The following is a 13,976-nucleotide window of genomic DNA, read 5'->3' on the forward strand; positions in this document are numbered from 1 at the left end:
TTTTTTTTAAATGGTTAATACGCTAATTTACAGAATTTTAAAAACTCATTTTTGGTATTAATATAATTTTAACTAATGTAATGTGTTAAAATTGAACAGGAAAATTTAGAGAGTAAACTCAACGAAATGTTTTCAAAATGATCTCTTTGAAATCCATAACTTTGAAAATGAAAGAGCGTAATTTTACATGTTTTAAATTTGCACTAAGAATTGTTTTATGATGAAAAAAGGTGAGATTATTAATAATATTCAAGAGCAAAAACAATTACCTAACTTAAGGTATGTGATTCGGGAAAAAACTGAAGCATTTACCCATAAGTTGTTTTATACTTTGTTTGATAGTGATACTCCTGTAGAAAGTAATATTGCAGTTTTAGAAAAGGACTTTCAAGAATTAGTAGAACTAGTGTGTTGGGAACCAAACAAACCCTGTAAAGAAATATGGGAATCCTATTTACAAAAATTACCTAATATTCTTGAAAAGTTGAATAAAGACGCTAACGCAATTTTGAAACATGATCCTGCTGCAAATTCTATTGAGGAGGTTTACTTGGCGTATCCAGGATTTTTTGCAATCGCTATTTATAGGCTAAGCCATGAGTTTAGGAAATTTGGGCTCCCTTTGGTGCCAAGATTAATGTCTGAATGTGCCCACAGACTAACCGGTACCGATATTAATCCCGGAGCTAAAATAGGAGTGCCATTTTTTATAGATCATGCTACTGGAGTTGTTATAGGGGAAACCTGTGTTATTGAAGATAATGTGAAGGTTTATCAAGGGGTTACCTTAGGAGCTTTATCAGTAAATCGGGAGTTAAGGAATAAAAAGCGCCATCCTACAATAGAAGAAAATGTCACCATCTACGCCAATGCAACTATTTTAGGTGGAGATACTGTAATTGGAGCAAATAGCACTATAGGAGGAAATGTATGGTTAACAGCTTCGGTTCCATCAAATTCTATGGTTTCTCATGATCCTCAAATTAAAATTAAAAATTCGGTAAAAAATGGGTAATTCAATATTAGATTTAATTGGTAATACGCCGTTGGTTAAAACGGAAACCTTAATTAAAAACCCAAAGGTTAGTCTTTATTTAAAATTAGAGGGACAAAATCCGGGAGGAAGTGTAAAAGATCGCGCCGCCTATAATATGATTAAAAGCGCATTGGAGCGGGGAGACATTAATAAAGACTCTAAGCTTATTGAAGCAACAAGCGGTAATACAGGAATTGCATTAGCCATGATAGCCGGGATATTTAAACTGAATATAGAATTAGTAATGCCGGAGAATTCTACTATAGAAAGGGTGCAAACGATGAGAGCCTTTGGTGCAAAAGTTACTTTAACCGATGCAGATGGAGGTATAGAGTATGCTAGAGATTATGCTGAAGAAAAAGTAAATTCAGGTGATTATTTTATGATCAATCAATTTGCTAATAACGATAACTGGAAAGCACATTATAAAACTACAGGTCCGGAAATTTGGAGAGATACCAATCAAGAAATAACCCACTTTGTCTCATCCATGGGAACCACAGGTACAATAATGGGAACCTCTACATTTTTGAAAGAACAAAATGGTGCTATTCGGATTGTAGGTGTACAACCTACAGATGAATCTAGGATTCCTGGAATTAGAAAATGGCCTAAAGAATATTTACCAAAAATTTTTAATCCCAAAAAAGTGGATCGGGTTTTAGAAGTAAGTGATGTTGAAGCAAAAAAAAATGGCAAAACGCTTGGCTAATGATGAAGGAATATTCGCTGGTATGAGTAGCGGAGGTGCTGCCAGTGCAGCGGTTAGATTATGTGAAGAGTTAGAAGAAGGAGTTGTAGTTAGTATTGTATGTGATCGTGGAGATAGGTACTTATCTTCAGACTTATTTTTATAAGATTTCAAGGAACTTACCATAGGGCGGTTCCTTGAATCTCACGTTATATATATTTATAAAAGGACATCATTTTTTAACTTTCAAGGGGTACTAATTAATTACTTACAAAACCAACTTGGGTAGCGCTAGGTACAATTTTCACTGTTCTCTTCTTGTTACCATTTTCGAGTTTAATTTTATAAACCTCTTTGTCTATTCGATCGCTTTTACCGCTAGCAGTATATTTATTGCTAATTGCTGTCCATCCTTTGTTCTCAAGGTAAAGCTGATTTCTTACCGCAGGAGGTAGGGCTATATCTTGAAATTTTTGGTAGGTTTGAACCAATTCACCGTCGTTGGTGTAGATAGCTTCTAGAAAACCTTTAGAACTATTAAAAGTTACAAGATATTCATCAAATTGATCCTTATTTACAATTGCAGATAGTAAGTCTTTAAAATCAAATTTTTCGGTCATGAATCTAATTGGATTTTCAGAGAACTCGCCAGTATAGCTTTCTTTTACAATACATCTAATTTCTCCAAATTCAGAATTAACTTCAATTGCTTCTAGTTCAAAGCCAAGTCGCGCTTCATCCAATTGGATAACTTCTTGTGCTTGCATTGTTGCAAACCCACAACATAAAACGAATAGAAATAAAATTACCTTTTTCATAATATATATATTTATGTTAATAATAGCTTAAAGGTATTAGAGTGATTTTCTAATTACTAATACCTAAGTAGCACAACTACATCATTATTTATTTTTCTTTTTTTTCAGCTAACATATTAAGTAACAATTTGAGATTTTTAATTTCCATTTTTTTCCTAGAAACTTTAATTGAGCCTAATTGTTTCAATTTTTGAAGGTGTCTATTAACCACAGCTCGAGTAGAACCAATTAAATTAGCGATCTCTTTATTGGAAAGATCATTTATTAGCTCAAGATTTTGGGATTTATGATTCACATTTTTAATAAGCAGGTTTAGAAGCCGAGTAGAAATATCTGCAAAGGTGATATCTGAAACAAAATCCTCCAGCAGACGTAACTGTTTACCCGCATAAGGAAGAATTTGCTCATAATTTTCAGGATTATCTTTCAGCCATTTTCTAATGTCTTCCATTGGTGCCGCCAATACTATTGCATCGTCTAAACATTCATAATACACATTGTGTTTGGTACCATCTAATAGGCAGTAAAGATCAAAAACATCATTTTTCGATAATAAAAAAAGTGTTAGTTCTTTACCATTTACATCATCTACTTGGTACATTTTTATTCTACCGGAAAGTATAATATAGAAATGATAAAATAATTTTTCTTGATTGAGGATACACGTGTTTTTGGGCCAACTTTCCTCATGAAAAAGAGCGAGAAAACTTTCCTTAGATTTAGGATCCATTTTCTTAATTATCTCGCAATCTTTTAGTTTTTGCTGATTTCTTACCTTAAGTTCCTGTTTTTTTCCCATAACTTAGGTTTTTAACAGGGGGGGTGTAACTCACATATTTTAAATATTGCTAATTAAAATATACGTTTTAGATGGTAATTAAATACATTTAAAGGACTGGATAAATGATTGAATTTTATGGTTTTGCAGGAGCAAATAAAATTAATAAATAATTATTTATTATAGTATAAAATCTAAAAAAACTTAAATGTGCCTAAACATTTTAGTATAACTTAAAAATCTGCTATTTTTGCAAACTTGCTGAAATCAGAAAATATGACTGTTGAAACATTTGGACTTGAAGAAAAAAAGAATGATAAAGTACTTTACGACTACCAACAGGTAGACATTGATAAGATTTTCAATGTAATAGATGCACACCCAAATCATTATAACTTACTCTATCAGCTTCCTACGGGAGGGGGTAAAACAGTTATATTTTCATCTATTGTAAGAGAATTTATCCAACGTACCAATAAAAAGGTTTTAATATTAACTCACAGAATTGAACTTTGTAAGCAGACTTCAAAAATGCTTTCTGAATTTGGAGTGCTTAATAAAATTATAAATAGTAAAGTAAAAGAGCTCCCAGATCAAGAAGATTACATGTGTTTTGTGGCCATGGTGGAAACACTTAATAATAGGCTTCATGACGAAAAATTAGAAATCGAAGACATAGGTTTAGTTATTATAGATGAAGCACATTATAATTCTTTCAGAAAATTATTTAAGTTTTTTGAAAAGTGTTTTATTCTGGGAGTAACTGCAACGCCACTTAGCTCTAATATTAAACTTCCTATGAAGGATAATTATAGGGAACTTATTGTGGGAGATTCTATTGGGTCCTTAATTAGTAAAGGTTTCTTGGCAAGGGCTAATGTTTTTAGCTACGATGTAGGTTTGCAGTCTCTTAAAGTTGGGATCAACGGTGATTATACAGTGAAATCATCAGAAGAGCTTTATTCTAATATGAGCATGCAGGAAAAACTCTTGAATGCCTATTTGGATAAATCTAAAAATAAGAAAACCCTTATTTTTAATAATGGTATTAATACGTCCAAGGAAGTTTATGAAACTTTTAGAAATGCAGGTTTTCCAATTAGACACTTGGATAACACCACCAGTAAACAAGACAGAAAGGATATCTTAAAGTGGTTTAAGCATACTCCAGATGCCATTGTTACCTCTGTAAGTATTCTAACAACTGGTTTTGATGAACCTTCCGTAGAAACCATTATATTAAACAGAGCAACCAAATCGCTAACTCTTTATTTTCAAATGATAGGACGTGGTTCCAGGATTTTAAAGAATAAATCTGAATTTAACGTTATAGATCTTGGTAATAATGTTGTAAGATTTGGACATTGGAGTGCAGCTGTAGACTGGAAACAACTTTTTAGATCTCCTGATTTCTATTTCGAGAATTTACTGAGTGACGAAGAAATTGAGCGTGAATTTAAATATGTGATGCCTCCTGAGATGAGAGAGCAATTTCAGCAGTCCGAGAATGTAGATTTTGATGTGGAAGAGGCTTATGATGTGGTAATTCGGAAAGGTCTTAAATCTAAAGCTGTATTAGAATGGTCTATGGAACAACATGTGAAAATGTGCGTAGAGAATAGTGAAGATGTTTTTGATGCAAGAATTCTTGCCAAAGAATTGAAAGACGATATTTCTTCAAGAATAAAACAATATTCTTATTGCATTAGTAAAAGCACAAAGAATTATAGAGATTGGTTAGAAGAGGATTATGCCAGAAAATTACGTCAGCAAATAAATGCTGAATTTTAAGTGTTTAAGAAAGATCTTTTGAAGATATTAAAAAGTCCCTAAAGTTAATTTTGGGGGCCTTTTAGTTCAATATATTATTTGTTGAAACTGATGATTATAAAACCTTTTCAAGTATTTTATTTAAATCTTCTACACTTAATGGCTTAGAATGAAAATCGTCTATATTTCCAGCTTTCCTAGCCAATTCTTTATCATCGGGATTCAACGAGGTTGTAAGCATTACAATTATTTCTTTCCCTTTTTGCTCTTTTTCCAGTTTTGTATATTCTTCAAGAAATTCCCACCCGTTCATGACTGGCATATTAATATCTAAAAATATAAGATCCGGCTGTGGATATTTACCATCTACCATAGTGGTTAAAAAATCTATTGCTTCTTGTCCATTTCGAGAAATGGCAACTTCCTTCGCACATCCAGATTTTTGAATGACTCTATTATGTATAAAATTTACAGCCTCATCGTCGTCGATTAATAAAATACAATTCAAATTATTATCCATAGTTTTATATTATACTTTTAGGAATTGTAAAATGGAAGGTGCTTCCTAAACCTTCTTCAGATGTTACCCAAATTTCCCCACCGTGTAATTCTACAATTTTTTTTACAGTGCGAAAGTCCTATCCCGGTGCCATCGTATTCTTCTCTATTATGTAATCTTTGAAAAATTACAAATATTTTGTCTTGAAATTCATCTCGAATTCCTATTCCGTTATCGGCGATATTAAATTGCCAGTGAGAGCGTTTATCTTCAAAGGAGATATCAATTTTGGGTTTATCAGTCTTCTTTCGAAACTTAATAGCGTTTGTAATTAAATTCTGAAATAGCAGTCTCAACTCTAAATTAAATCCTTCTACGGTTGGAAGCTCATTAAAACTAATCTCCGCTTGGGACTTATCTATTTTGTATTTTAGATCTGCAGTAACACCCTCTAATAGAATATTACAATCGATAGATTTAAGGTCTCCTTTGTGTCCAATTCTAGAATAATCTAGCAAGCTTTTAATTAAGCTACTCATTCTATTGGAAGCATCAGATATGTATTTTAAATACACATTTAATTCCTCGTCCAGTTTATCACTATAATCTTCTTGAATAAGATCTATAAAACTTAAAACTGTTCTTAATGGCTCCTGCAAATCATGTGAGGTGATGTATGAAAACTGTTCGAGTTCTTTATTTTTGGATTTAAGCTGTTCTACGTATTTTTTAATCTCTGCTTCCTGATGTTTTCTTTCTGTAATATCTACTATAGAAGCTAAGATCATATCTTGCTCGTGTATTTCAATAAAACTCAATCTAACTTCAATAGGAACTTCTCCATTATTTTTGGTTAGCCCATAAAAATTTTGTTCTATTCCAAGCGTATCAATTCTATTTTTAGAAGAAAAAATATCATTAACTACAGTTTCTTTATTTAATAAGCGTGAAGGAATTAATTTTTCTGCAGGTTCACCAATAAGTTCTTGCCTAGAAAACTCGAATAGTTTTTCTGTTTGAGCATTAATTAAAGAAATTTTCTTCTTGGAATCCATTAAGATGAGTGCAGAAGGCGAGGCTTCAATAACTTTTCTAATTCTTTCTTCCTGTTCCTTTATCTCCTCATTATTGCTTTTTATTAATTCAAAATTACTTCTTAAGGAGGAGGTCATAATATTAAAAGAGGCGCCTAAAGATGCTAGTTCATCCTTTCCATCAAGCGTAATTCCGGCATCATAATCTCCACTACTAACACGAAGGGCAGCAGTATTTAAAGCGTTTATAGGTTTGGAGATTGATTTAATAACTAAATAAGCTATTGCAATTCCAAATAGAATCCCTAGAATTCCGGTAATTAAAATAATATTAGAAAGTGACTTCAAGTTTTGGGCAACTTCATTTTGATAATCTTCTAATAGATTACCGTAATTAATTTTAAGAAGTAATAAGCTAGTGTTTAGCTGTTCGTGCTTTCTAGAAATATCTTCATCAACTAAAGTAACAGCAGTTTGCATTTTTGCACTATCGGTATAATCATCCTTAAGTATTAAAAGAGTGTTGATATTATTACCCAATTCAATTAACTCATTCGTTAATTCTATAATCTCTGGTGACTTTAAAGCGATCTCATCGTTCTCTTCTAAATTTTCAGATAATAGAAAAAGTTCGGTTTTTAAATAGGGGAGTTCTACTTCTAAAATTCCATTTAATCTATTCTGACTATCTAAAGGGAGGTTGCTATTATAAACTTTATTAGAAGTAAGTAAAAAAAAGCTCATTATTTATAGATTCAAATTTATCCAGAACCCTAAGCGCAGGAAGTGCTTGCGTTTTTAATTTTTGATAGGTTTCTGCAGCATTGTCGCTAATTATTTTATTTAGCACAATTTCTATGCACAGGACACTAATTATGACGCCAAAACTTAGGATTAATTTAGTACGTATTTTCATTAGTAGGTTTGGGGTCGGTTTTTAGCGTTTTATCTTTATGAGCTTACCATCAGATTCTACTTTATATAATGAAAAATAAATTCCTCTTGAAGAGCCATCTTCTGTAATAGAAATATTTCCGCAAACTCCTTGATAATATCTAACCTTAAATAAACGATTTCTAAGCCAATTCTCTAAAGTTTCATCCTTGTTTTTATCTTCATTTACCATTTTTACCTCATTTAACACAATATTCATGGCATCGAAAGCCTGCATTGGAGGCCATATCGAAAAAGGTGTATAATCGAATCTCTTTTTATAATCATTCAAAAACTCACTCGCCAAAATATAGTTTCCATCTAAAGGAGTAAAGAATGTACATTCGGTTCCAATGATTGCTCCTTCAGAATTTGAAAAGAAAACCGAATCAAGTAAGGTTGTAGAACCAAAAAATGGTGCTTCAATTCCAAGATCTCTTGCCTGTTTCATTGCAAACCCAAAATCCCTATAACCTAAAAAGACATATGCTTCAGTTTCCTCTTCCTTAGCATTCTTGAGAATTTCGATGAAGTCGGTTTGGTTTTTAGCCACCTCAATTAATTTATTCTCAATACCATTTTCTGTTAAGATGTCTTTCATAGCATTTCCTCCAATAGTCATAAAATCATTTGGATAATGCAGGATTAAGGTTTTTTTTAAGCCAAGTTCAATCAATCTTATCCCTAATGCCTTATGAGCCTCCTCTGTGGATTTAGCAATTTTAAAGGTGTTTTTATTTAAAGAGGATAATAATTTGTCATTATTTAAAGGGTTAATGGCAATAACCCCGTCTTCCATTATTTTATCTTGTATTTCTATTGTACCATCGGTATTGCTAATAAATACAATATCTATGTTATGTTCTTTACGGAGCTTTTCATAGGCAGGTAATGCCAGTTGTTTTTCCCACTTATCATCTTCGATAAATAAATTAATCGTTGGCTGATTTTCTGTTTTCGAAGAATTGTACTTTTCTACAGCAAGTTGCATTGCTTGTGATGGCGCAATACCTAAATCTGTAGCACGAGTGGAGAGCGGACCTATAAAACCAATATTAATTTCATTAATTTCAGGATTGCTGCAACCAGTCAAAATTGTAATGAAACTTACTAATAAGAAGATCAGTCTTTTCTTTAAAATCATAATTATTAAAAGATTATTTTATATTCTAAGCCATATCCCAACCCGTAATTTTCCGCAGGTAAAAAGGTATTAATTCTATATTCTGCCACAGCATATAATTCATCGATTAATCGGAATCCTAATTGATGTTCTGTAACCCATTCAAATTTTAATTTATCACTATTTAAATATTTAAAATTCTGGTCGGCAAACCCTGCAATATAAACCCTATTATTTAATTTTTCAGGAAAAATATTGATCCTATAGGCATGTTCTATAATCGTCATATATTCCACCTCCGCTTTATTTCTAAACTGAATAAACATAGGATTAAAAGTATAGGACATATTAATCTTGGAAAAAGCATTCTTTAAAAAAGATGTGTTATGCAAACGCCATCTTAAACCAAATCTATGGTCATCATTTTGTTCTCCTTGTCGTAAAACATATTGATAGGTAAGATCTAGCGGAAGTTTCTTATTGATGGCCCAACGTAAATTATGTTCAGCATAAAAGCCTTCGAGATCCGGAGAATCTTGATTGTTTGTATAATTTGTAAGTGAAAAATACTGCAACCTATGAGGGAGCGAAGCAAATAAATTTATTGTAAGAACGCTAAAGTTACGAGTGTCATAATACCCATTAAGATCTATAAATCCGGAGTTTTTGTGCAGCGAAATTTCATCTTGTGAATAGCAATTACTACCAATAATTAATGCAAACCCAAATAATAGTAAAGATTTATTGTACGAAAACGAAGGAAAAAAGGAACCTAATAGCAGAGCAACTCTATTTTGAAGGCATAGGGTAATTTTCTTCATAAACACTTGATATAAGTAGGCAATATAACTGCTAATTATAATAATCGAAATATATAAAATTGTGATTTAGGGGGCTAAAACCAAAGATAAAGCGATCATATTTGTTAAAATTAAGATTTTATTTTTAGCATCAAAGACATTTTTGGCGAATTTCAAGATAGTGAAGAGATACATTTGAAAAAGAAATATCAAGCCTAGTTTTATATGGCTCTTTATAAAAACTATATTTCTCTATCTTAGCAGTAAAAGAATTCTCTTGCAACCAAAACGTTTTTACTACCTTATAAAAGTTCAATATTTAGGATATCGTTTGCATGGATGGCAGCGCCAACCGGGTTTCAAAACTGTAGAGGGTCTCATTAAAAAAACATTTAAATTTATTCTCACGGACCGAAGGTTTAAATTACTTGGATCCAGTAGGACAGATGCCATGGTTTCTGCCAATGAGTCGGCATTCGAGTTGTTCTTGGAAGAAGAGCCTCTAGAAGAAATCTCAGATTTTTTGAAACTATTGAACAAAAATCTACCGTCAGATATTAAAGCTTTGGACATTCAGGAAGTAGATGGGAAATTCAATATCATTCAGGATTCCAAACTAAAAGAATACCACTATCTGTTTTCCTTCGGCGATAAGAATCATCCTTTTTGCGCTCCGCTCCTGACCAATTTGCAAGAGACTCTGGATATAGAGCTAATGGTGCAAGGCGCGAAACTTTTTGAAGGCTTACATCATTTTCAGAATTTCTGTGTAAGATCGTCTGGGAAGAGTATTTACGAAAGAGAAGTTCAGTTTTCAGAAATCCATGAAAACACGATCTATACAGCCAATTTTTTTCCTGAAAAAAGCTATGTTTTTGTAGTGAAAGGTAGCGGATTTTTAAGGTACCAAATACGGTTGATGATGGGAACACTTTTCCAACTCGGGAAAGGAGAGCTAAGTTTAGAAGATATCAAGAAAAGTTTGAAAGAAGGTGTGGACAATCAAATGACTTATATTGCACCAGCCTCCGGATTAATTCTTCACAAAATAGAATTTATATAGTTTCTTTTCTCTCTTCTTTTTCTAAGATGGATAGCGCAAATTTAATGGTCCAATAGTCCAAGGCTTCATCAAAATATTCATAATAGGTTTTTAATCCTTTGGGATTTTCAATTTCACTTTTAGCTTTTCTTACAGCATCCACATCTGTTTTTGTGATTAATTGCATAAGATCTATATTTTCTCCTTCCTCATATAATTTTACCAAGTGAGAATTAATAGTAGAAGGAGCTAATTTTCTGCTAACTGAAATTTCCTCAACACTTAGTCCGTCCGTATAGAGTTTAAGCGTTTCTTTATGAGAATTTCCGGATTTAGTCTTCGGCTTTTTTTTAAATCGTTTTTCTTTATTGAAAGCTATGATTTCTTTAATGAATTGATACCCATAATCTTCCATTTTCTTTCTTCCAACTCCGTTAATCTGAATAAAGTCCTCATCGGTCATTGGGCGCTCTTTCTCCATTTCCTTTAAAGTTGCATCGTTGAAAATAAGATATGCCGGAATGCCTTCTTCCTGTGCGATGCTTAATCTTAGCAGGCGAAGTTTTTCAAAAAGACTATTATCTTTTGATTTTGTTGCTTTAGCCTGTTCTGCTTGAATTTCTTTCTGATCTAGATTTTTAGCCAGTTCTAATTTTGCTCCGTTAAACAAAACATCTTTAGCCATTGGGGTTAGCTTGAGATGATTATGAAGATGAAAAGCGATCTCCACATATCCAAGATTAATTAGCTGAATGATATACAATTGCCAGTCTTTCCAAGAAATATCTTTTCCGATGCCATAGGTGCTTAAATTTTGATATTCTTTTCCTAGCACGCCTTCATTCTGGGCACCTCTAAGTACATCTATCAAAACAGTTATAGGTTCATTTCCTTTTAAGCGATAAATGCAGGATAAAGCCTTTTGAGCAATCAGAGTACCATCCATGAATTGTGGCGGGTTTCTGCAAATATCACAATTGCCACAGTCTTCATTTTTTAATTCTCCAAAATAACTGAGTAAAATCTTTCTTCTGCACGTAAGTGCTTCCGAATATTGCTTCATCCTGTCCAGTTTTGCCATTTGAACAGCTTCATTTTTCGCATTTGCCGCAAATTTTTGAAGCTGAATAACATCAGCATAACTATGAAAAAGCATAGTTTCTGAAGGCAGTCCATCTCGTCCGGCTCGCCCGATTTCCTGATAATATCCTTCCAGGTTTTTTGGCATATTATAATGAATCACCCAGCGAATATTAGATTTATCTATTCCCATCCCAAAGGCGATAGTGGCACAAATTACTTGTTGTGTATCATTGATAAAATCTTCCTGAATTCTGCTACGCTCTAAATGATTTAAGCCTGCATGATATGCTCCGGCTTTAATGCCATTCGCTTTTAACTTAGCTGCGACATCTTCAGTATTTTTTCGGCTTAAGCAATAAATAATTCCACTTTCATTTTTTCTGCCTTCAGTAAACTGGAGAATTTGTTCCAGTCGCTTCGTACCCGGACGCACTTCTAGCGAAAGATTCTTCCTATCAAAAGAAGCGACATGTATTTTAGCATTAGGGATATTTAACTGTTGGCAAATATCTTTTCTGGTGGCTTTGTCTGCTGTTGCTGTTAAAGCGATAACTGGAGTAGAGGGGAAGCGTTTTTTTTAAATAGCCTAATTGCGTGTATGCAGGTCTAAAATCGTGACCCCAACTGGAAATGCAATGTGCTTCATCAATTGCAATTAAACTCACTTTTCCATCTGTAAGAAACCGATCTACAAATTGTAAACTTTCTGGAGCAACGTATAGTAGTTTAAGTTCGTTTTTTTCAACGCTCGTAATAATATCTTGTTGTTCTGTCTCAGACTGACTACTATTTAAATAAGCAGCTTCAATCCCGTTTACTTTTAGACCATCCACCTGATCTTTCATTAATGCGATCAAGGGAGAAATTACAAGGGTAATATTCGGCAATAAAATTCCCGGAAGTTGATAACAGATAGATTTTCCACCACCTGTTGGCATAATTACTACATTGTCTTTTCCTTGAAAAACGGTATCTATTATTTTTTTCTGAAGAGGACGAAAGCTGTCGAACCCAAAATACTCCTTTAATGTGTCAAAAAGTTGCTTTTCTTCCATGTAGCAAAAATAGGAGATAGGTTTAAGTATTCCGAAGATGAAGCATAAAACTTAATCTAAAAAAGATGCTCCTTCATTAAACAAAAAACTTTGCTATTTTTATGCAAATATTCACTCTATGGCGAAACGACTTAGGCATTTACAAAGAAGGCCAAAATCTACAAATGCACTTAATAAAGCCCCCGGAACCGTCGCTTACGTGGGTAGAAAAGAATCTGCAACTATTAAAGTAGAGGTTGTAGATTTTAATAAAGACAATTATGAGCGTTTTATTTTTGATAATGTTAGTGAAGCTTTCAGATTTGAAAATGAGGAGAATTTAACTTGGATAAATGTAGATGGCCTTAGCAATACCGCCGAAATTGAGAAGCTAGGGAAATATTACAAACTTCACCCATTGATTATTGAAGATATTGTAAACACGAATCAGCGTCCCAAAATAGATGAATATCAGGATTATCTGTTTATTGTGGCTAAAATGCTGTACCATAAGGAAAATGGTATTTTAGAGCATGAGCATATTAGTATTGTTGTTGGTAAAGATTATGTTCTTACTTTTCAAGAGGCAGATGGCGATGTGTTTAACGGAGTTCGTGAACGGTTAACAAACCCCAAGGGAAGGTTAAGAAACAATGGGCCGGATTATTTGGTGTTTTCAATTTTGGATGCTATTATAGACAACTACTTTATTGTTATTGAAGAAATTAGTGATAAAATAGAGACTTTAGAGGAACAACTATTTACTACGCAGCCTAATGATGACATTACTTTTGAAATTCAGGAGTTAAAGAGAACGGTACTAAGAATTCGTAGAGCTGTATTTCCATTGAGGGAAGTAATTAGTAGACTGGAAAAAATAGACACCACTCTTATTCAAGAAAAAACGCTGAATTACATTAGGGATCTGTACGACCATATTATTCAGGTTTCAGAGAATATTGAGATCTATCGGGAAATGACTTGGGGTTTAATGGATATGTACATGACTACCATCAGCAACAAAATGAATGAGGTGATGAAGGTGTTAACTATCATGGCATCCATTTTTATTCCTTTAACTTTTATGGCGGGGATCTACGGAATGAATTTCGAGTATATGCCAGAATTACATTGGAAGTATAGTTATTTTGTACTGTGGGGACTTATGATTTTAGTTTTCCTTGGAATGATTTATTATTTCAAAAAGAAAAAATGGTTGTAAATATTATTTATGGAGGTCAGAGGTTATGTTCATAGCAAACTTATAATGTGTAGTAGGATGTCAGGTTAAGCATTTCGACTTCGCTCAATACAGACTAAAGTCGAAACCTCTTT

Annotated in this window: 11 protein-coding genes and 2 pseudogenes; 5 read left to right on the forward strand and 8 right to left on the reverse strand. The window is 33.0% G+C overall.

Going from position 1 to position 13,976, the window contains the following annotated elements; all coding sequences use genetic code 11:
* Positions 1-220: 220 nt before the first annotated feature.
* Positions 221-1,015, forward strand: a complete 795-nt coding sequence (locus ON07_RS12650) for a serine O-acetyltransferase (RefSeq protein WP_010232095.1) — start codon at positions 221-223, stop codon at positions 1,013-1,015.
* Positions 1,008-1,893, forward strand: a pseudogene (gene cysM / locus ON07_RS15550) (cysteine synthase CysM). The gene ON07_RS12650 and the pseudogene cysM overlap by 8 nt, the downstream one beginning before the upstream one ends.
* Before the next feature lie 94 nt (positions 1,894-1,987).
* On the opposite strand, the gene ON07_RS12660 reads toward cysM, so the two are convergent.
* Together ON07_RS12660 and ON07_RS12665 are read right to left on the reverse strand one after the other, a co-directional pair.
* On the reverse strand, positions 1,988-2,545 hold the full coding sequence (locus ON07_RS12660; RefSeq protein ID WP_010232096.1) for a hypothetical protein: 558 nt from the start codon (positions 2,543-2,545) through the stop codon (positions 1,988-1,990).
* 88 nt (positions 2,546-2,633) lie between these two features.
* Complete coding sequence (locus ON07_RS12665) at positions 2,634-3,344, reverse strand: Crp/Fnr family transcriptional regulator (protein WP_010232097.1); 711 nt, start codon at positions 3,342-3,344, stop codon at positions 2,634-2,636.
* A 255-nt stretch (positions 3,345-3,599) separates the two neighbouring features.
* On the opposite strand from ON07_RS12665, the gene ON07_RS12670 reads away from it, so the two are divergent.
* Complete coding sequence (locus tag ON07_RS12670; RefSeq protein ID WP_010232098.1) at positions 3,600-5,114, forward strand: DEAD/DEAH box helicase; 1,515 nt, start codon at positions 3,600-3,602, stop codon at positions 5,112-5,114.
* 94 nt (positions 5,115-5,208) lie between these two features.
* Here ON07_RS12670 and ON07_RS12675 read toward each other — a convergent pair whose 3' ends face one another.
* The 5 genes from ON07_RS12675 to ON07_RS12690 form a co-directional block, all read right to left on the reverse strand.
* On the reverse strand, positions 5,209-5,613 hold the full coding sequence (locus ON07_RS12675; protein ID WP_010232099.1) for a response regulator: 405 nt from the start codon (positions 5,611-5,613) through the stop codon (positions 5,209-5,211).
* A 4-nt stretch (positions 5,614-5,617) separates the two neighbouring features.
* Positions 5,618-5,710 carry a hypothetical protein gene (locus ON07_RS17985; RefSeq protein ID WP_081483406.1) on the reverse strand — a complete coding sequence of 31 codons (93 nt, stop codon included), beginning with the start codon at positions 5,708-5,710 and terminating at the stop codon, positions 5,618-5,620.
* Entirely contained in the window at positions 5,670-7,370 is a 1,701-nt protein-coding gene (locus ON07_RS16060; RefSeq protein WP_010232100.1) for an ATP-binding protein, read from the reverse strand. The genes ON07_RS17985 and ON07_RS16060 overlap by 41 nt, the downstream gene beginning before the upstream one ends.
* 193 nt (positions 7,371-7,563) lie before the next feature.
* Positions 7,564-8,703 carry an ABC transporter substrate-binding protein gene (locus tag ON07_RS12685; protein ID WP_010232102.1) on the reverse strand — a complete coding sequence of 380 codons (1,140 nt, stop codon included), beginning with the start codon at positions 8,701-8,703 and terminating at the stop codon, positions 7,564-7,566.
* A 5-nt stretch (positions 8,704-8,708) separates the two neighbouring features.
* Positions 8,709-9,503, reverse strand: coding sequence for a hypothetical protein (locus ON07_RS12690; RefSeq protein ID WP_010232105.1), 795 nt, complete (start codon positions 9,501-9,503; stop codon positions 8,709-8,711).
* A gap of 256 nt (positions 9,504-9,759) precedes the next feature.
* On the opposite strand from ON07_RS12690, the gene ON07_RS12695 reads away from it, so the two are divergent.
* Positions 9,760-10,545 carry a tRNA pseudouridine synthase A gene (locus tag ON07_RS12695; protein ID WP_010232108.1) on the forward strand — a complete coding sequence of 262 codons (786 nt, stop codon included), beginning with the start codon at positions 9,760-9,762 and terminating at the stop codon, positions 10,543-10,545.
* Here ON07_RS12695 and recQ read toward each other — a convergent pair.
* A pseudogene (recQ, locus tag ON07_RS15560) lies at positions 10,538-12,662 on the reverse strand (DNA helicase RecQ). The gene ON07_RS12695 and the pseudogene recQ sit on opposite strands and share 8 nt — an antisense overlap.
* A gap of 118 nt (positions 12,663-12,780) precedes the next feature.
* Here recQ and corA point away from each other — a divergent pair.
* Positions 12,781-13,863, forward strand: a complete 1,083-nt coding sequence (corA, locus tag ON07_RS12705) for a magnesium/cobalt transporter CorA (protein WP_010232109.1) — start codon at positions 12,781-12,783, stop codon at positions 13,861-13,863.
* Positions 13,864-13,976 lie beyond the last annotated feature (113 nt).

Source organism: Gillisia marina (assembly GCF_000258765.1).
Classification (GTDB): Bacteria; Bacteroidota; Bacteroidia; order Flavobacteriales; family Flavobacteriaceae; genus Gillisia; species Gillisia marina.